Below are 17,733 nucleotides of genomic sequence, written 5' to 3'. Positions count from 1 at the left end.
CCTGATAAGTCAACGGCGTCAACCAGCCAATTCCTGGCCGCAGTTGCGGCAACGGTATACCGTGGTGCCGGCGTAAAACAAGCGCTTGTACCACGGTTGTGGCGTTTCGGGGGCCGGCCACACGTCGTAGGAGCCGCAGTGAGGGCAGCGCACGGCGGCCCGTTCGGTGCGTTGCTGCTCAAAGGCGGCTACAATGTCGCGGGCGGCTTCCACGTCGTCTTCTTCGATGAGCAGGCGGAAATACAGACCGTCGCCGAAGGGCAAGGTGGCGGGACCGTAGTTCTTTACCAGACTCACCACGCCCACCTCGTCGTGGAGGCGGCGGTACAGGCCCACGGCTTCAGTGTAGGTCAGGTATTCAGCAGCTACAACGAGCATAGGTTACGGTGGCGGGCTACCGCCGGCGGCGGGCCGGCGCGGCGCCCAGGCGCTGGCGCTGCCGAAAGATAACCCACAGCAGGCCGGCGCTCAGCAGGGCCAAAGCAGTAGCCAGCAACTGGGGGGTGGTGCGGCCGGCTTCGGCCTCTTCGGCCGTGGCCAGGGCCTCGCGCAGCTTTTTTTCGCGCTGCTGGTCGCGCAGCTGCAGGTTCTGAATTTGGTTTTCGAGGTCGTAGAAGCGCTGGCGGGTCGAGGTTTGGTCGGTGGTGGCCACGGTAGCCTGCTGCTCGGCCTGCTGCTTTTCGGCCACAATGGTGGCGGTGCGCCGCAACGACGACTCTTTCAGAGCCTGCACAATCTCGGTGTCCTTCCGGATAATGCCTTTTAGCGCGTCAATCACCTCCTGCAAGTCCTTCTTGGAGGGTTTGTTGGCCAGAAATGCATTGCGTTGGGCGTTGGCCGCCTCGTATTCCCGAATCAGCTGCTCGCGCTGCTGGATGAGCGGTGGGAGCGGGTCGGTGGGCGGAGCGGGGGGCTGGGGCGTTTGTGCGGCGGCCGAAAGGGCAAGCAAGCCGGCCGTAAGTAGGCTCAACGGGAATTTCATACGACACAAACGTAAGCACACCGGCTGGTGGGGTTCAAGGGCTGGCCTACGCGGGCTAAACAATTCGGGGGTAGACAATTTCAAATTGTTTACCCCCGAATTGTTTAGCTGTTGGTCACGCGAAGCCGGGTTCAGTAACAAAACAATCAGGCTGCTCGCACCTGCCGGGCGCGGCCGACACGGGGCTTTTTATAGACGGCCAGAATAAGAATGGGCAGTAGCGTCAGCTCGGCCACCACGCCCACCAGCAGCGTCAGGCCGATGAGCAGGCCCACATAGAAGGTGCCGTCGAACGAGGAAAAGAGCAGGGTGCTGAAACCGCCGACCAGAATGAGCGAGGTGACGATGACGGCCTTGCCGGCCAGCCGGTAGGTGTGGCTCACGGCCCGCTGCACGGTGGGCTCCTTGCCCAGCATCAGCCGCAGCTTGCTGATGAAGTGAATGGTGTCGTCGACGGCAATGCCGAAGGCAATGGTGAAGATGATGCTGGTGCTGACTTTCATGGGTACGCCGCACACGCCCATCACGCCACCCACCACCACAATGGGCAGCAGGTTGGGAACGAGCACCACCGGCACCATGCGCAACGAGCGAAACAGCAACAGCACAATGACGGTGACCATCAGCACGTCGACGCCGATGCCCAGGAGCATGTCGCGGGTCAGGTTCTGGTTGTTTTTGTCGATAAGCAGGGCCGAGCCGGTAAGCCGTGTGCGCAGCACTGTGGAGTCGGTGCGGGCGCGCAGGAAACGGTGCAGGCCGGCGTTCAGGCGGGCCACCGTGCTGCTGCCGGGGTCGGGCATGCGGCCGGTCAGGCGGCCTTCGAGGCCGTCGGGCGTGGCCAGGGCCCGAAACTCGGGCCGCTTGCTCACCCGCCGCAACTGCCGCTGCAGGCGGGCCAGCTCGGCTTCGGTGGCGGGCAGCCGGTACTCGTCGAGCGCGCCGCCGTTCAGCGCCTTGCGCACCGATTTGACCACCGTAACGGGCGAGGCCACAAAATGCAGGCCGTAGGTGCGGGTGAGGTACTGCTCGATGGCCTCGGTTTGGCGGAGCACGGCCAGATCGTACACCGAGCGGTTGCCCTGGGGCTGCAGGTTCAGCTCGAAGGGCCGCACCCCCGCAAAGCGCTGCTCGAAAAACCGGAAGTCCAGCTGCACCGGGTCGTCGTCGGCCAGGTCGTCGAGCAGCCGCGACTCGATGCGCACCTGGCTGGCCGCCGTCAGCCCGCCAATGAGCAGCAGCGCGGCGGCGCCCACAACCCAGTGGCGGCGGCGCAGCACGTGGTGCAGCAGGCGGCGGAAAAACCCATCCCACGAGCGGCCCGCGCCAAACCGCTGCTGCGGCCGGGGCAACAGCACCAGCAAGGCCGGCAGCAGAGTGAACGTGAGGGCATAGGCCAGCAGCACCGCCAAGCCGGTGTACAGCCCGAAGTTGTGAATGGGCCGGATGTGGCTGGTGGTGAGCGTGAAAAAACCCAGCGACGTGGTGAGGGCCGACAAGCCCGAGCCGAACATGGACTCGCGCATGCTGATGCGCAGGGCCGGCACAGTGGCGGTGCCTTCGCCGGTTTCCGTCACGTAGCGGGTGAGAAAATGCACCGAGTCGGCAATGCCCACCACGCACATCATCACCGGCAGCAGGGCCGTCATCAAATCGATGCCCGCCCCGCTCCAGCCCACCAGCGCCAGCCCGCCCACGGTGGCGCCGGCAACTACCGTGAGCGGAAGCAGCACGCCCCACCAGGTGCGGAACGTGAGCCACAAAAGCCCCATCACCAGCAGCACCGAGAGGGACACGAACACGGCCATTTCCACCTTTAAGCGGTCGACAAACACCGACTGTGCCACCAGCTTGCCGCCGAGGTGAAGGTGCTCGTCGGGAATGCCGAGGCGGGAGAGTTCCTGGCGCAGGCTGGCCATCAGCGAGTCGCCGGGCGGCTTCTTGAGGTCGGGCGTGGTTTGCAGCAGCACCGTCACGGCGCGGGCGTTGCGGGCGAAGAGGTTGCCCACGAGGCCGGGCGTGCGGAAAATCAGGCTGGAATCCTGGGCGCGGGAGGCCGGGTCGGCGAGGCGGTCGAGGTGCAGGTAGGGCACGTTGAACACGCCCAGTCCTTCCACCACCGGATTGGCCGCCGTGGTGGGCGACAACACGTGCACCACGTTCGGCTGCCGTTGCGCGAAGCGGGTGAAAGTATCGACGCGCTGGGCGAAGTCGGCATCGAACAAGGTGCGGCCGGCGGGGGCTTCCAGCCCGACGAGCACGTAGTCGTTGTCGTTGCCGAAGCGGGCCGAATACTGCTCGTAGTAAGCTAGGTCTGGGTCGCCGGTGGGGTAGAAGTCGTTGAAATTGTAGTTGAAGCGCAGCCGCAGCAGGCTGGTGGCGCAGGCGGCGCCCAGCAGGGCCAACAGCAGCAGCGTGAGGTAACTAAGGGAGCGAACGGACATGCAGTGCTTTAAAAGGCCGGCCCTGCCACACGGCTGGGATGAGAGTCTCAAGGCGTCTCTACGCTACGCACCAGCGCAACGCAGGGGCGGGCTTCCGCATCAGCCGATTCTTCTTATCTTTAAACCCGGCGGTGAGCCAACCGCCCGTTTTCGGCTTTTGTTTCCTACCCACCCACTCTTTTCCGCTTCCATGAAAAACGCCCTGCTCGCCCTGGCCCTGTTCGCATTCGTTGGTTCTGCCTCGGCCACCGACGGCAAAGACGAAAAAGGCAAGAAAGCCGCCAAGAAAGAAGCCTGCTCGGCCGAAGCCAAAGCCCACTGCGGTGGTGCCAAAGCTTCTACCGCTTCGCTCGGCGGCGTACCCGCCTGCTGCGCCAAGAAAGGCGCTTCGGCTTCGGCCGAGAAATCCACCGATACCAAGGCCGCTTCGGCCGTGAAGTCGCTGTAGTCGACTACGAGCCCAGTTATAAAAACGCCCCGGCTTTGCAGCCGGGGCGTTTTTGCGTTCATAGTAAACGGCTATTTGCCTCGGTAATCGGCAATGGCGCCTTCACAAATCCAGTTGGCCAGTGCCTGCCGGTTCTGCGGCAGCACGAAGCGGCGCTGGTCCTTGCTGTTGCGAATGTTGCCCAGCTCGATGAACACGGTCGGCGCGTAGCTGTTGCGCACCACGTACAGGCTGGTGCGCGGCGACACCGTGCCCACGTAGGGCCGGTTGGGCTGGTAGCGCAAATACCGGCGCTTGAACACTTGGTGGATGTTTTTGGCTAGGCGAAGCCCCACGGCGCTCCGTTCGTGGTGGTAGAAGAACACGTCGGTGTTCAGGCCCGCCGAGCGGCTGTCGACGTGAATGGTAATCATGCGCTGGTAGGCCTTGCCGTAGCGCCCGTGCAGGCGGTTCACGGCGTTGGTGTACTGGCGCAGCCGCGCCACGTGGCCCAGCGGAATGGTCAGGTTGGGGTAGGTCAGCTCGTCGGCGTCCATCAGCAGCACGCCTTCGTCGCGAATCCCGTCGTTGGGGTCCTGCACAATCATGTGCACCGTAGCGCCGTGTTCCATGAGCACGCGGGCCAGGCGCACGGTCACGTCGTAGGCGTACTCGTCTTCGGCCAGCTTGGCGTTGCCGTACTGCCCCACCGCGCCGGGGTCGGGGCCGCCGTGGCCCGACATGAGGTAGAACACGGCCCCGCGCAGGGCCTGGTCGCTGGCCGAGGGCCGACCGTACTTGCCGAACAGCAGGGCTGTCTGCCCGCTGTGCTTCTTCACGGCGGTGACTTTCTCGGCGGCGGCTTTTGGGGCCGCCGTTTTTTTCATCGCCAGCTGAGCCTCCGATTTGCGCGGGGGCAGGCGGTAGGTTTTGCCGGCCCGCAGGCTGTTGCGCGGCCCGAGGAGCGGCTTGTTCAGGGCCACAAACTCCCGTTCGTAAAGTCGGGGATTCAGGCCGTGACGCACCAGCAGCGTCGAAATTACTTCGCCGCGCTTGGGAACTACCTTGCGAAAATGCTGACTAAAGGCTGCAACAGGGATGAGCAGGAAAAGGAGCAGGAGAATTCGCAAAGCGGCAGGGCGTCGGTTTTGGGAAGAAAATTTTAGGTAGTGCTAACCGGATAAACCGGAAGATAAGCCCGGGCTAGAAAGGCGGTTGGGGCGGGGAGTAGCGCAAAAGTAGTGACTGGAGTTGCTGCCGGAAGGATAGCAGCGGGATTCTGAGCGGAAAATGATAATGTTTGCCTTCACGAGTCATTCTACCTACGCTCATCTTGCATGTCTATTGCCGAATGCCTGTCACAGCTATCCGGCTCCGCCTTTCGTCAGCTGCCGCCCGCTTCGGCAGGGGCAGTACGGGCGTTGGAAGTCGCGGCTGCCGGACCGCTGCCCGTTGAGCTGCGGGAATTGTATCACCTCAGTAACGGCCTGGAAGAATACCTGCACGTCGGGCAGGACGAGGAGTTGATGGTTGGCTACCTCGTGCTTCCCGCCGAAGAAGCAGCTGCGGAGAACAGAAAAGCCCGGCAAAATCCGCAAAGTCTAACGGAGGCTGAGCTGGTGATTTTTGCGCACACCTACACTGATGGTGGTCGGTTTGCCTACCGTCGGGACGACTTGCCGGCAGCTTCGGCAGCCGTGTACCTCTGGTTGCCTTTGGAAGACGAATTGACGAAAATAGCCAATTCGCTGCCGGCGTTTCTGCTAGGCTGGGCAACCGGGCAAATCCGCATTTGAGCTGGGCATCCGTGCCGCATCCTTATTTTTGTCGACTCGCCCTCACGCCCCGCCGCCATGCAGCAATACCTCGACCTCGTTCAGCACATCCTCGACCACGGCACCCCAAAAACCGACCGTACCGGCACCGGCACGCTCTCGGTGTTTGGCCACCAGATGCGGTTCGATTTGCAGCAGGGCTTTCCGCTCGTCACCAGCAAGAAGGTGCACCTGAAAAGCATCATCTACGAGCTGCTCTGGTTTCTGCGCGGCGACACCAACACGGCCTACCTCAAAGAGCACGGCGTGAGCATCTGGAACGAGTGGGAAGACGCCAACGGCGACCTGGGCCCCGTGTACGGCAAGCAGTGGCGCAGCTGGCCCGACGGCCGCGGCGGCCACATCGACCAGATGCAGCAGGTGCTCGACCAACTGCGCCGTTCCCCCGATTCGCGCCGCATCCTCGTCTCGGCCTGGAATGTAGCCGAGCTCGACCAAATGGCCCTGATGCCCTGCCACGCGCTGTTTCAGTTCTACGTGGCCGATGGCAAGCTCTCGTGCCAGCTCTACCAGCGCAGTGCCGACGTGTTCCTGGGCGTGCCGTTCAACATTGCCAGCTACGCCCTGCTCACGCTCATGGTGGCGCAGGTGGTGGGCCTGCAGCCGGGCGAATTCATTTGGACCGGCGGCGACACTCACCTCTACACCAACCACCTCGAGCAAGCCCGCCTGCAACTCACCCGCACCCCGCGTCCGCTGCCGCAGATGCACCTGAACCCGGCCGTGACGGACCTATTCAACTTCCAGTTCGATGACTTCAAGCTGGAAAATTATGACCCATGGCCAGCCATCAAGGCTCCGGTTGCGGTGTAGCCTAGCCTATACAAACCCGGCCCATTACCTCCGTGCGTTGCAGGAGTAGTTTTTGGCAGTTAACGCTTCGTATATGAAAGCTACTTCATACCGAGCCCGCGTCTTTTTAGTAGCTCAGAGCAAGCCTGCCGTTCTGTTGTTGACAGTCTGTCTGTTGCTGTCCGTTAGTGCTGTGGGCCAGCGAAGCTACAACCAATGGGATGCCCGGCCCGGTCGTGCCGCCGCACCCGCGGCGCTAGCAACTGCCCGCGGAAAACTACTCATGGCAGCACAGGACCGGCGGGATTCGCTACACCGGGAGGTGCAATGGCGGCAGGACTCCCTGCAACTAGCGACCCTGCCCGATTCAACTTTGGTGCCCCGCGGCTTAGGCGAGCGGCTTCAACAGCATTTGGCCTTGGGTTCGGAAAGGGCATACTTCAATCAGTTGCGTCGTTTTCTTCGCTACCCCGCGGCTGCATTACGAGTCCAATTAGAAGGGAAGGTGCTCGTGCAACTCGTCGTCAGCCCTTTAGGCTACGTGGGCAATGCCACCGTTATACAAGCTGATTTCAAGCCAATCACGACTGAGTCGGCGCAGACAACAGCCGCAGCTCGACAAGCAATGACGGATGCCGCCATCTATGCGCTTCGCCGCATACGTTTTACGGCTGCTTCCAGTACTTCAACAGAAGTAATTACCATTCCATTTTCATTAGTTGACTAAAGTATTGGGAATGGCATGGTAAGCGTAAGATCTTATAAATCTTGATGCAGTAAGGATTAATCGTGGAATAATCTTGGCGGTTAGCAGGGTTTTGTATGACTGTTACCAGCCGCGCTAGCTCGACAGCAAAAACCGGGGGATATTCACATCTTCATGTGATGCGCTCAACTTGCTTTTGGCAATACAAGAGCGTTTTTTGCGTTAGAAAAATTAAACCCGCCCGAGAAAATCCAATCCAACGGCAGTTTTCGTATCTGCCGCCATGCCTGCCCACGCCTTTCCATTGCCTGCCATACTCACCGCTCCGCCCACCACGAGCACGTTGCCGCGCCAACACCGCGCTTGGATTGCCCTCTACGCGCTGGAAGCCGGCGCCAAGCCCCGCAGCCGCGTGTTGTCGGAAAACGACGTAACAGAAGCCGATTTGCTTGAATTTGAGGAAAGCTGGTTGGCGTTGCGCTGCCGGATGCTCACCCCCGTCGGCTAGTCCTCGGCGTCCCACTGGCGTAGCGCTTGCAAAAGCGGGTGGGCTTCGCTTTTAAAACGGACCCCTTGCACCTGTTGCACCGCCCGTATGCCCGCCACGTTGGCCGTGAAAACGGCTTCCGCTTGTAGCAGCTCCGCAACTCCAAACAAGCCTTCCTGACAAGGTAGCCCCTGCGCTTGCGCCACCCGCAGCAAATGTGCGCGCCGCACTCCGGCCACGCAGCCCGTGCTGAGCGCCGAAGTAAACAACTGCCCCTCGCGAAGCCAGAAAACGGCCGCGGCTACCGCTTCGGCTACGTGCCCTTGGGCATCGAGCAGCACCAGTTCGTCGAGGCCGCGTGCCGCTCGTTCCTGCGCGGCCAACACGTACAGCCAGCCTTGCGGGCCTTTGCAAAAAGCCAGCGGGCTGGCCACAGTGTGCACTTGCTGGGCAATGCCGGCAACCTTGATAGGCGCGTTGTTGAGGTGCAGCGGAGCGGCCGTCAGAATGTATTCAGCTTGGCTGGTTTCGGGCAGGTACAGGCCCGCACCGCTGCGCCAGCATTGCAGCCGCAGGCGGGCCGATGCTAGATTATTGGCAGCCGTCAGGCGGGCAGCGCAGGCTGCCAGATCTTCGGCCGATTGTAGATCGGAGGGAAGCTGCAGCTGCAACACCGCGCAGGCTTGGTGGAGCCGCGCCAGGTGGTCCGAGACGTAGCGTATGTGCCCCGCCGACCACACCATCGTTTCAAAGCACCCGTCGCCGTAGAGCGCCGCGCGCGACGAATGCGGCAGCGCGAAGCCGGCGGCGGGCAACAGCTGGCCGTTGTGCAGCACCCAGCCCGTTGCGTCGGTCGGCATCATACCAGCGCAAATTTCTTGCCCGGCAAGGCCTTCACCAGCCCCCGAAACTCCAGCCCCAGCAGCAGCGACGCCACTTGGTGCACCGGCAACTGGGCCTGCCAGCTCAGCTCGTCGATCTGCTTTTCGCTGCTGCCCAGAATAGTGAGCAGGCTGAATTCCTCGGGAGTGAAATCGGCCGGGTCGAGGGCGGCGGGCAAGCGCGTGGGGTGCAGGGCGTTGTCCCAGTTCAGGGCCTGCTCAATGTCCTCGGGCCCGGTATAGATACTGGCGCGGTTGCTCCTGATCAGATGATTGCAGCCTTCCGATGCAGGCGCGCCAAGGTTGCCGGGCACGGCCAGCACTTCCCGGTCGTAGTCCTGCGCCAGCTCGGCGGTGATGAGCGCGCCGCCTTTGCGGGCTGCCTCCACTACCACCGTGCCATCCGATAGGCCGGCAATAATGCGGTTGCGCGCGGGGAAGTTGTATTTGTCGGGGCCGGTGCCGAAGGGGTATTCGGTGAGCAGGCCGCCGTGTTCGAGCATTTTCTCGGCGGTGCGGCGGTGCGCGGCCGGGTACATCTGGTCGGGCCCGGTGGCCATGACGCCAATGGTGGGCAGGCCTTCCTGCAGGGCGGCGCGGTGGGCCACAATGTCGATACCGTAGGCCAGGCCGCTGATGATGAGCGGTTGGTAGGGCGCCACGCCGCGGATGAGCCGCTCGGTTTGGTCGCGGCCGTAGTCGGTGGCCTGGCGGGTGCCCACCACGGCCAGGGTGCGCGGCGCGTTCAGCTCGGTGGTGCCCTGGTAATAAAGCAGCACGGGCGCATCGGGCACGGGGCGCAGGCGGGTGGGGTAGTCGGGGCGGGTGTAGTAGAGCAGCCGTACGCCAGCTTTTTCGGCGCGGCGTAAGATGTCCTCAGCCTGTCGCAACGCGGCGGTGTGGCTCAGCAGCGTTTTGGCCACGGCCGGCCCCACGCCGGGCACCTTTTGCAGCTTGGCCATCGGGGCGCTCAATACCGCCTGGGCTGAGCCGGCATAGCTGATGAGCTGCCGCGTGAGCAGCGGGCCGATGCCGGGTAGCAGCGTCAGGGCTACTTCGGGCAGCAGGTCGAGGGAAGCGGCCGGTTGCGAAGCGGCTGCAGGCGCGTTCAGATCGGGCGAAGAAGAAAATAGCGGCACGGGAATACGCTGGCTTAGGAAATTATTAAAACGTAAAGCAGGGAAAGAACCAAGCCAATAATAGGTGCTATACCCCAAAGAATACCCTTGACAACCGCTTTCTGGCCTTTGGTTCGATAGTACACAACTACCGCAGCCGCTATTGCCAGGAAAACAATCAGTGCACCCAGCGCTGATTCGAAAGACCGGTCGGCCGCCTGGTTTTTGCTGTCGTTTTTAATTCCCCACCACAAGGCCAGATACAGCGCCCCGGCATCGGCTGCCACGGTCGACACGAAGGCCACAATTCCCTTGAGTCTGCCTGAAACCGGCTGCCGCACCGTCGTTAGCCGTTTGCATTCTTGGTCGTAGCCTCCAGCTCCTTGCGCAAACCCACCAGGAAATTGCGCACTTTCTCCAGTGAGTGAATCACGTCTACCTTTTCCTTGAGCTGCGGGCCGCGCTGCTTCATCAGGTCGCGGGCGCCGGGAATGGTGTAGCCGCGCTCCTTCACCAAATGGTAAATAGTGCGAAAAATTTCGATGTCCTGCGGCGAGTACAGGCGGTTGCCTTTCTTGCTCTTGCGCGGCTTGAGGTCGTCGAACTCGGTTTCCCAAAAGCGAATCAGCGACGGGGCCACGTCGAACTGCGCGGCCACCTCGCCGATGGTAAAATATTGTTTCTCGATGTCGCGCTCTTTGTAGGGCATAGGGGCGGGGAGGTGTGGTGGCGCAGCTGAGGTCGGGGTAAGCAGCATGCCCGGCAAGCGAAAGCCGCCGGTACGTTCTTTCTTCCAGGCGAAGTGGCTACTTTTGCCGGAAGTGCTTTCCAAGGTAGCTGCGGCCGCTTCGGAAACCGAAAAGTAGCCAAAAACCCGGCCGCCGCCAATTTCCGGCGAATGGGCTTGTTCCCCACGATACTCACCGATACGCGAACAGTACGTTCGCGCACCCGCCGCTTATGTCGCTTCCCTCAGCCAATCAGGTTCGTCAGCAGTTCCTCGACTTTTTCGCCTCCAAAGGCCACCACATCGTGCCCTCGGCACCCATTGTGGTGAAAGACGACCCCACGCTGATGTTCATCAACTCGGGCATGGCGCCGTTCAAGGACTACTTCCTCGGCAACAAGCCCGCGCCCTTCAAGCGCATTGCCGACACCCAGAAGTGCCTGCGCGTGAGCGGTAAGCACAACGACCTGGAAGAGGTAGGCTACGACACCTACCACCACACCATGTTCGAGATGCTGGGCAACTGGTCGTTCGGCGACTACTTCAAAACCGAGGCCATTGCCTGGGCCTGGGAGCTGCTCACGGAGGTCTATAAGCTGCCGAAGGAGCGCCTGTACGTAACGTATTTCGAGGGCGACAAAGGCGACAACCTAGGCGCCGACACCGAAACGCAGGCCCTGTGGCGGAAGTACACCACCGATGACCGCATTCTCCCTGGTAATAAAAAGGACAACTTCTGGGAAATGGGCGATACTGGTCCGTGTGGTCCTTGCACCGAAATCCACATCGACCTGCGCGACGAGGCCGAAATAGCCCAGAAAGGCGGCGCCGAGCTGGTGAATGCCGACCACCCGCAGGTGGTCGAAATCTGGAACAACGTGTTCATGGAGTTCCAGCGCAAGGCCGACGGCTCGCTGGAAAAGCTGCCCGCCCAGCACGTAGATACCGGCATGGGCTTCGAGCGCCTGATGATGGCCGTGTCGGGAGTAAAGTCGAACTACGACACCGACGTGTTCCAGCCGCTGATTCAGTTCATTGCCGCCGAGGCCGGTGTGAAGTACCACGGCACGGCCCCGGCCACCGTGACCGACCAGCCGACCACCGAAAACGAGAAAACCGACATTGCCGTGCGCGTCATTGCCGACCACGTGCGCACCATCGCCTTCACCATTGCCGACGGGCAGCTGCCCAGCAACGTGAAGGCCGGCTACGTCATTCGCCGCATCCTGCGCCGCGCCGTGCGCTACGCCTTCTCGTCGCTGAACCAGAAGCAGCCCTTCCTCTACAAAGTGGTGCCGGTACTGGCCGACCACATGAAATCGATTTTCCCCGAGCTGAAAGCCCAGCAGCAGTTCGTGACGCGCGTCATCGAAGAAGAGGAAATTGCCTTCCTCAAAACCCTCGAAAACGGTCTGCGCCGCCTCGATGCGCTGGAAGAAGGCTTCCGCCAGAACAACAACCACATCGACGGCAAGTCGGCCTTCGAGCTGTCGGACACCTTCGGCTTCCCCTTCGACCTGACGGCCCTGCTGGCCCGCGAAAAAGGCCTGACGGTGAGCGAAGACGAGTTCAAAGCCGAGCTGGAGCAGCAGAAAGCCCGCTCGCGCAACGCCTCCGAGCAGGAGCAGAGCGACTGGACCATCGTCGAAGCCTCGCAGGAGCTGCCGCGCTTTGTGGGCTACGACGCCACCGAGGCCGAGGCGCGCATTCTGCGCTACCGCGCCGTGACGCAGAAGGGCAAAACCGAATACCACATTGTGCTCGACCAGACGCCGTTCTACGCCGAGTCGGGCGGGCAGGTGGGCGACACCGGCTACCTCGTCACGCCGCTCTCGAAAGTGCGGGTCATCGACACCCGCAAGGAAAACGACCTCATCGTGCACACCGTGCTCGACCTGCCGCAGGACCTCGATGCCGCGGTGGAAGCCAAAGTCGACCGGGCCCGCCGCGAGCAGATTCGCAAAAATCACTCGGCCACCCACCTCATGCACGCGGCCCTGCGGCAGGTGCTCGGCACGCACGTAGCCCAGCGCGGCTCGCTCGTGAACGAAAAGCTGCTGCGCTTCGACTTCTCGCACTTCTCGAAAGTAACCGACGACCAGCTGCGCGAGGTGGAGCGCCTCGTCAACCAGCGCATCCGCCAGCAGATTCCGCTGGGCGAGGAGCGCAACGTGCCCATCGACGAAGCCCGCTCGCGCGGCGCCATGGCCCTGTTCGGCGAGAAGTACGGCGACGCGGTGCGCGTCATCACCTTCGACCCCGCGTACTCGGTGGAGCTGTGCGGCGGCATCCACGCGCCCAACACCGGCGAAATAGGCTTCTTCAAGATTGTGAGCGAGTCGGCCGTGGGCGCCGGCGTGCGCCGCATCGAGGCCGTGACGGCCGACTTGGCCGAGAAGTTTGTGGACGAACAAATGGACCTGCTGACCCAGGTACGCGAGCTGCTCGGCAACCCGCAGCACCTCGTCACCACCATTCAGAAGCTCGCCGATGAAACCGCCACCCTGCGCAAGCAGCTGGAGCAGGCCGAAACCCAGCAGCTCGGGCAGCTGAAGGACCAACTGGCCGGCCAGGTTAAAGCGTTGAATGGCGTGAATTTCCTGGCCGCCAAAGTACCCGCCCGCTCGGCCGACGCCCTGAAAACGTTGGCCTTCGGCCTGCGCCAGGTGGTCGAAAACCTCGTGCTGGTGCTCGGCGCCGAAGTCGACGGGAAGCCGCAGTTGGCCGTGATGCTCGACGACGAGCTGGCGAAAGGAGGGAAGCTCAACGCCACCCAGCTGATCCGGGAGCTGGCCAAGGAAATCCAGGGCGGCGGCGGCGGGCAGCCGTTCTTTGCCACGGCCGGCGGCAAAAACGCGGCGGGCTTGGATGCCGCCATCGGCAAGGCCGAAGGGCTGGTGAGCGGGCTGTTGGGGTAGAACACGTGGCCTTGGAGCTTGCGTCGGCAGCACCGTAACCTTGTACCGTGGGTTACGGTGCTGCCGACGTTTTTTAAGAAGTGGGTCAATTCCCGCAATATTCTGTGGTTCTTTTGCGGTAGGGCAGATGCCTCGTGTTCAACAACTTATCTGTTTGTAAAAATGAAATTAGTTTTGTGCTTCGTAGTGGGTGCCTGCGCGTTAACTGTTGCGGCTACTGCGCAACGTCCGTTGCCGAGTGGGCCGGAGCGCACATTTTCCCTCGACTATTGCTATCAGGAAGCTGCACAGGGGCAAGCCGAGTTGGGTTTTGTTTGCCGACGCTACCGCCTTTCCGCCGGTGGGCAAATTGACAGCATCTACAGTTTGGAAGGCAAGCAGTTGCGGCGGGTGGTGCGCACTACGTGGCGGCCAACGGGCGATACACTCATTGCCGAAACGCACTGGCGGCCCGATGGTAGCCGCGTTCGGTACCAGGAAGCCCTGGGGCGCAAGCTGCACGGGCCGGAACGACTCTACAACGCCGACGGCAAACTGATGCGTCAGACGGTGTATGCGTTTGGGGCACCGAAGGACAGTTCCTGCTACGATGCCCAGGGCCAACCCATAGCCTGTGTAGGTCCCGGTTACTCGGAGCAAATGCCTCGCTACACGGGGGAGTTTAGCGACATGATGCGGTTTTTGGGCAAGAACATCCGGTACCCTACTTTGGCAATGCGCCGGCGGGCGCAAGGCAAGGTGGTGGTGGGTTTCATCGTCGACGAAACGGGCCAGCTGCGCGATGTACGGGTAAAGCAGGGCGTGGCGCCCGACCTCGACGCCGAAGCGGTGCGTGTCATCCGGCTGATGCCGCGCTGGCAGCCCGCTGTGCAGCAGGGCGAACCGGTGCCAGTGCGCTTTGCGGTGCCCGTTACGTTTACCTTGCGTTGAACGTGGCTCGGTAGGGCGGTAGGTTTTGCCCGGGAAATTTTCCTCGATTTCTGCGCGGGGGATTATCTTTCGTTTGCATGGCTCAGATTTCGCCCCACCCGGCTCCGCGCACGATTTCGGAAGTGGTAACGGCCCTGGCCGCCATTGTGCGGCAGTGCGAACAGACGCGCCACCGCGCCGGCTACTTTGCGGCCCTGTACCGGCGCATGACGGTGGCCGTGGCCGAAGGCATTCGGGCCGGCGCGTTTGACGACGGGCCGCGCATGGAGCGGCTGGATCTGGTGTTTGCCGGGCGTTACCTGAGCGCCTGGCAGGCCTACGGGCAGCAAGCTGCGTGCACCGCGTCCTGGAAATACGCCTTCGACGGCTGCCGCGCCCAGCCGCTCATCGTGTTGCAGCAGCTTCTGTTGGGTATCAACACCCACATCAACCTCGACTTGGCCATTGCGGCGGCTACCGTGGCGCCCGGGCCGCGCATTCACGCCCTCGAAGCCGATTTCAACCGCATCAACGCCGTCATCAGCTCCCTGTTCGACGACGTGCAGCAGTGCCTGGAGCAGGTGTGGTTTCCGATGCGCTGGCTGCGGCGCGTGGCCGCCACCCAGCAAACCGACGTGCTGAATTTTAGCATCGGAGCGGCCCGCAAAACGGCCTGGGCCAACGCCGTGCTGCTGGCCCAGATGAGTCCGGCCCAGCAGCAGGCCCACATCGTGGCCATGGACGCCGCTGTGCTGAACGTGGCCCGCCGCATCAGCAACCCCGGGCCGTGGTCGGCGGCACTGCTGCGGCTGATTCGGGCGACGGAATACGACGACGTGGCCCGCACCATTCGGCTGATTGACACCACGCAAGTGGGCTGAAGCCTGCTGCGCCGGCCGCGGCACCCGCGGCGGTGGCAGGCAGTTGCGGGCAGTCCAGTATCTTTCGGGCATGATGAACGCGCTACGTTTTGGGGCGGCGTGCAGCCGCCAAGGGCTCTGGCTGGGAATGCTGCTGATCGGCTCGGCTGCCCAGGCCCAGGTAAAAGTTGTGTCCTCGCTCGAGCAGCTCGACGGGCAGCAGGCGGCCGTGCGCTACCTCGACCGGTATTTGGTGCCGCTGCCCTCGGCCCAGGGCGCCTACGCCTACGACGTGATGCGTCGCGCCGACAGCCTGGGCGTGAAGTGGCGCGTGCGGCGCTATACCGTGCAAGGCCACCAGCAGCTGCTCGACGCGGGCTACAGCAGCGACTTGCCTTTTGGCTCCCTGCACGCCCGCAGCCGCGAGTGGTACCCCAACGGCACGCCGCGCGAAGACGTGAGCTACCGCCTCGGCAAGCCCGACGGCCCCATGAAAACCTTTTACGCCTCGGGCAAGCCGCGCCGCGACCAGCAGAACAAAGCCGGCGTGGTGGTCAAAAGCGAATGTTTCGGACCTACAGGTGCCGCGCTCGATGAGTGCCCCGTGTACCGCACCGCCGCCAAGCTGGCGGGCAAAGGCGCCGGGCAGGCCATCGTGTTTCAGGCCTTGCAGAAGCCCTTCACGCAGTTCATTCCGAAAGGCTACGCCCGCGCCACCGACGGCGTGGTGCACGTGGCATTCGGCGTCGACAGCCTGGGCAATGTGCACGACCCGCGCGTGCTGACCACCGACGACGCGGCCCTGAACGCCGCTGCGCTGGAGGCCGTGCGCCGCCTGCCGCGCCTCGCGCCGGCTACCGAAGAAGGCCAGCCCGTGCCGAGCGTGATGGAAGGCAGCTTCTTTTACTACCCCACGCGCCGCGCCGCTGCCGCTTCCAACGACTAGCCTTCCGAACGAAACCGAAATGCTCCAGCCGTTGGCCGGCTGATTTGCGTTGCGTTTGGCGGCACCAACGGCGTATCCCAAAGCATTAGCGGCCCCGCTGCCGGCAAAAAGCGCGCGGGCTGCTAACTTGCACCCTCAATGCCGGCGCGGCCTGAACGCGGCGCCGACGGCTTATCCTATGGACGAAAACATCAAATCGAAATACCAGCCCGTCATCGGCCTCGAAGTGCACGCACAGCTGCTCACGCGCAGCAAAATGTACTCGGCCGACGAAAACGAATACGGCGCGCTGCCCAACTCCAACCTCTCGGTCATCACCCTTGGGCACCCCGGCACGCTGCCGCGCATCAACCGCACGGCCGTGGAGTACGCCATCAAGATGGGCCTGGCCACCAACTGCCAGATTACGCGCGACAACCTCTTTGCGCGCAAAAACTACTTTTACCCCGACCTGCCCAAGGGCTACCAGATTACGCAGGACAAAACGCCGCTCTGCACCAAGGGCCACGTGGAAATTCGCCTCGCCGATGGCACCGTGAAGCCCATCGGCATCACGCGCATTCACATGGAGGAAGACGCGGGCAAGTCGATGCACCTGGCGGGAGAGACCGAAACGCTGGTCGACTTGAACCGCGCCGGTGTGCCCCTCATCGAAATCGTGTCGGAGCCCGACATCCGCAACGCCGACGAAGCCTACGCCTACCTGACCGAAATCAAGAAGCTGGTGCAGTACCTCGACATCTGCGACGGCAACATGGAAGAGGGTTCGTTGCGCTGCGACGCCAACATTTCCGTCATGCTCCGGGGTGCGGAGAAGTTCGGCACCAAGGTGGAGGTGAAGAACATGAACTCCTTCCGCAACGTGCAGCGCGCCATCGAGCACGAAATCGAGCGGCAGATTGCCCTGCTCGAAGCAGGCGAGGAGGTCATCAGCCAGACCCGCGGCTTCGACGCCGCCACCGGCACCACGCAGGCGCAGCGCACGAAGGAAACGATGAACGACTACCGGTATTTCCCGGAGCCGGATTTGCCCCCGGTCATTGTGGATGATGCGTGGCTGCACCGCGTGCAGGCCGAGCTGCCGGCCCTGCCGCAGCAGCTCTACGCCCGCTTTACCGGCGAGCTGGGCCTCTCGGACTACGACGCCTCGGTGCTGACCGCGGAGAAGGACATTGCCTTGTTTTTCGACGAGCTGACGCGCCTGACGCCTGGAAGCGCCAAAGCCGCCGCCAACTGGATGCAGGGCCCGGTGAAGTCGTTTCTGAACGAGCGCGCCTACACCATGAGCGAATTCCCGCTCACGGCGCAGCACCTGGCCGACATCATTGGCCTCATCGACGCGGGCAAGGTCAACCATTCGGTGGCCTCCAAGCAGCTGTTCCCGCATCTGCTCGACAACCCGAGCCAATCGGCCAGCGAAGCCGCCGAACAGCTGGGTCTCCTGCAGCAAGCCGATTCGGGCGAGCTGGAAGGCTTGATTCAGCAGGTGCTCGACGCTAATCCGGCCAAAGTAGCCGAATACCGCGCCGGCAAAAAGTCGCTGACGGGCATGTTTATGGGCGAGCTGATGAAGCTCACCAAGGGTAAAGCCGACCCTAAGCTGGCCAACCAGCTGCTGCGCGACAAACTGGAGCAGGCCTAGCGCCCAGGCGGTGCAACCGCGCCGGCTGCAACCGGGACTTTGGAAAAATCACTGCCGGG

The 17,733-nt window shown here is 62.8% G+C and carries 18 protein-coding genes; 10 read left to right on the top strand and 8 right to left on the bottom strand.

The window, feature by feature from the left end:
* Window positions 1-18: 18 nt before the first annotated feature.
* From F0P96_RS19065 to F0P96_RS19055, 3 genes are all read right to left on the bottom strand, one after another.
* Window positions 19-378, bottom strand: a complete 360-nt coding sequence (locus F0P96_RS19065; RefSeq protein WP_151080578.1) for a hypothetical protein — start codon at window positions 376-378, stop codon at window positions 19-21.
* A gap of 16 nt (window positions 379-394) precedes the next feature.
* Entirely contained in the window at window positions 395-982 is a 588-nt protein-coding gene (locus tag F0P96_RS19060; protein ID WP_151080577.1) for a hypothetical protein, read from the bottom strand.
* Between the two features lie 146 nt (window positions 983-1,128).
* On the bottom strand, window positions 1,129-3,426 hold the full coding sequence (locus F0P96_RS19055; RefSeq protein WP_151080576.1) for an efflux RND transporter permease subunit: 2,298 nt from the start codon (window positions 3,424-3,426) through the stop codon (window positions 1,129-1,131).
* Window positions 3,427-3,616: 190 nt separating this feature from the next.
* Here F0P96_RS19055 and F0P96_RS19050 point away from each other — a divergent pair, with 190 nt between their 5' ends.
* Window positions 3,617-3,874: a hypothetical protein gene (locus F0P96_RS19050; protein WP_151080575.1), complete on the top strand. Its 258-nt coding sequence runs from the start codon at window positions 3,617-3,619 to the stop codon at window positions 3,872-3,874.
* Window positions 3,875-3,945: 71 nt separating this feature from the next.
* On the opposite strand, the gene F0P96_RS19045 is transcribed toward F0P96_RS19050, so the two are convergent.
* Window positions 3,946-4,983: an N-acetylmuramoyl-L-alanine amidase family protein gene (locus tag F0P96_RS19045; protein ID WP_420840983.1), complete on the bottom strand. Its 1,038-nt coding sequence runs from the start codon at window positions 4,981-4,983 to the stop codon at window positions 3,946-3,948.
* 207 nt (window positions 4,984-5,190) lie between these two features.
* Between F0P96_RS19045 and F0P96_RS19040 the strand changes: the two genes are divergently transcribed.
* From F0P96_RS19040 to F0P96_RS19025, 4 genes are all read left to right on the top strand, one after another.
* On the top strand, window positions 5,191-5,649 hold the full coding sequence (locus tag F0P96_RS19040; RefSeq protein WP_151080574.1) for an SMI1/KNR4 family protein: 459 nt from the start codon (window positions 5,191-5,193) through the stop codon (window positions 5,647-5,649).
* Between the two features lie 57 nt (window positions 5,650-5,706).
* Window positions 5,707-6,501 carry a thymidylate synthase gene (locus tag F0P96_RS19035; RefSeq protein ID WP_151080573.1) on the top strand — a complete coding sequence of 265 codons (795 nt, stop codon included), beginning with the start codon at window positions 5,707-5,709 and terminating at the stop codon, window positions 6,499-6,501.
* Between the two features lie 73 nt (window positions 6,502-6,574).
* Window positions 6,575-7,207, top strand: coding sequence for an energy transducer TonB (locus F0P96_RS19030; protein ID WP_151080572.1), 633 nt, complete (start codon window positions 6,575-6,577; stop codon window positions 7,205-7,207).
* Between the two features lie 262 nt (window positions 7,208-7,469).
* Window positions 7,470-7,694: a hypothetical protein gene (locus F0P96_RS19025; RefSeq protein WP_151080571.1), complete on the top strand. Its 225-nt coding sequence runs from the start codon at window positions 7,470-7,472 to the stop codon at window positions 7,692-7,694.
* On the opposite strand, the gene F0P96_RS19020 is transcribed toward F0P96_RS19025, so the two are convergent.
* From F0P96_RS19020 to F0P96_RS19005, 4 genes are read right to left on the bottom strand one after another with little or no spacing between them, the layout of a single operon-like run.
* Window positions 7,691-8,536 carry an aminotransferase class IV gene (locus tag F0P96_RS19020; protein ID WP_151080570.1) on the bottom strand — a complete coding sequence of 282 codons (846 nt, stop codon included), beginning with the start codon at window positions 8,534-8,536 and terminating at the stop codon, window positions 7,691-7,693. The genes F0P96_RS19025 and F0P96_RS19020 overlap by 4 nt on opposite strands.
* A complete protein-coding gene (gene dprA / locus F0P96_RS19015) occupies window positions 8,533-9,666 on the bottom strand; it encodes a DNA-processing protein DprA (RefSeq protein ID WP_476729744.1) in 1,134 nt (377 codons plus the stop codon). The genes F0P96_RS19020 and dprA overlap by 4 nt, the downstream gene beginning before the upstream one ends.
* A 41-nt stretch (window positions 9,667-9,707) precedes the next feature.
* Window positions 9,708-9,959: a hypothetical protein gene (locus tag F0P96_RS19010; RefSeq protein WP_151080569.1), complete on the bottom strand. Its 252-nt coding sequence runs from the start codon at window positions 9,957-9,959 to the stop codon at window positions 9,708-9,710.
* A gap of 59 nt (window positions 9,960-10,018) precedes the next feature.
* Window positions 10,019-10,381, bottom strand: coding sequence for a MerR family transcriptional regulator (locus F0P96_RS19005; RefSeq protein WP_151080568.1), 363 nt, complete (start codon window positions 10,379-10,381; stop codon window positions 10,019-10,021).
* 251 nt (window positions 10,382-10,632) lie between these two features.
* Between F0P96_RS19005 and alaS the strand changes: the two genes are divergently transcribed.
* The 5 genes from alaS (at window position 10,633) to gatB (ending at window position 17,674) form a co-directional block, all read left to right on the top strand.
* Window positions 10,633-13,317: an alanine--tRNA ligase gene (alaS, locus tag F0P96_RS19000; protein ID WP_151080567.1), complete on the top strand. Its 2,685-nt coding sequence runs from the start codon at window positions 10,633-10,635 to the stop codon at window positions 13,315-13,317.
* A 162-nt stretch (window positions 13,318-13,479) separates the two neighbouring features.
* Window positions 13,480-14,247 (top strand): energy transducer TonB, encoded by a 768-nt coding sequence (locus F0P96_RS18995; protein ID WP_151080566.1) that lies wholly within the window; start codon window positions 13,480-13,482, stop codon window positions 14,245-14,247.
* Between the two features lie 77 nt (window positions 14,248-14,324).
* Window positions 14,325-15,107 carry a DUF5995 family protein gene (locus tag F0P96_RS18990; RefSeq protein ID WP_151080565.1) on the top strand — a complete coding sequence of 261 codons (783 nt, stop codon included), beginning with the start codon at window positions 14,325-14,327 and terminating at the stop codon, window positions 15,105-15,107.
* Window positions 15,108-15,177: 70 nt separating this feature from the next.
* The gene (locus F0P96_RS18985; RefSeq protein WP_151080564.1) at window positions 15,178-16,032 is read left to right on the top strand and encodes a toxin-antitoxin system YwqK family antitoxin; all 855 of its coding nucleotides are present in this window, start codon (window positions 15,178-15,180) and stop codon (window positions 16,030-16,032) included.
* 178 nt (window positions 16,033-16,210) lie between these two features.
* On the top strand, window positions 16,211-17,674 hold the full coding sequence (gene gatB, locus F0P96_RS18980; protein WP_151080563.1) for an Asp-tRNA(Asn)/Glu-tRNA(Gln) amidotransferase subunit GatB: 1,464 nt from the start codon (window positions 16,211-16,213) through the stop codon (window positions 17,672-17,674).
* The last annotated feature ends 59 nt before the right edge of the window (window positions 17,675-17,733 follow it).

This window comes from Hymenobacter busanensis, assembly GCF_008727865.1.
GTDB classification, from domain to species: domain Bacteria; phylum Bacteroidota; class Bacteroidia; order Cytophagales; family Hymenobacteraceae; genus Solirubrum; species Solirubrum busanense.
This window is presented reverse-complemented; position numbering and strand designations above follow the sequence as displayed.

Coding starts and splice junctions, on each gene's coding strand:
- F0P96_RS19065 (WP_151080578.1), bottom strand. CDS start 378: ATGCTCGTTGTAGCTGCTGAATACCTGACCTACACTGAAGCCGTGGGC.
- F0P96_RS19060 (WP_151080577.1), bottom strand. CDS start 982: ATGAAATTCCCGTTGAGCCTACTTACGGCCGGCTTGCTTGCCCTTTCG.
- F0P96_RS19055 (WP_151080576.1), bottom strand. CDS start 3,426: ATGTCCGTTCGCTCCCTTAGTTACCTCACGCTGCTGCTGTTGGCCCTG.
- F0P96_RS19050 (WP_151080575.1), top strand. CDS start 3,617: ATGAAAAACGCCCTGCTCGCCCTGGCCCTGTTCGCATTCGTTGGTTCT.
- F0P96_RS19040 (WP_151080574.1), top strand. CDS start 5,191: ATGTCTATTGCCGAATGCCTGTCACAGCTATCCGGCTCCGCCTTTCGT.
- F0P96_RS19035 (WP_151080573.1), top strand. CDS start 5,707: ATGCAGCAATACCTCGACCTCGTTCAGCACATCCTCGACCACGGCACC.
- F0P96_RS19030 (WP_151080572.1), top strand. CDS start 6,575: ATGAAAGCTACTTCATACCGAGCCCGCGTCTTTTTAGTAGCTCAGAGC.
- F0P96_RS19025 (WP_151080571.1), top strand. CDS start 7,470: ATGCCTGCCCACGCCTTTCCATTGCCTGCCATACTCACCGCTCCGCCC.
- F0P96_RS19020 (WP_151080570.1), bottom strand. CDS start 8,536: ATGATGCCGACCGACGCAACGGGCTGGGTGCTGCACAACGGCCAGCTG.
- F0P96_RS19005 (WP_151080568.1), bottom strand. CDS start 10,381: ATGCCCTACAAAGAGCGCGACATCGAGAAACAATATTTTACCATCGGC.
- alaS (WP_151080567.1), top strand. CDS start 10,633: ATGTCGCTTCCCTCAGCCAATCAGGTTCGTCAGCAGTTCCTCGACTTT.
- F0P96_RS18995 (WP_151080566.1), top strand. CDS start 13,480: ATGAAATTAGTTTTGTGCTTCGTAGTGGGTGCCTGCGCGTTAACTGTT.
- F0P96_RS18990 (WP_151080565.1), top strand. CDS start 14,325: ATGGCTCAGATTTCGCCCCACCCGGCTCCGCGCACGATTTCGGAAGTG.
- F0P96_RS18985 (WP_151080564.1), top strand. CDS start 15,178: ATGATGAACGCGCTACGTTTTGGGGCGGCGTGCAGCCGCCAAGGGCTC.
- gatB (WP_151080563.1), top strand. CDS start 16,211: ATGGACGAAAACATCAAATCGAAATACCAGCCCGTCATCGGCCTCGAA.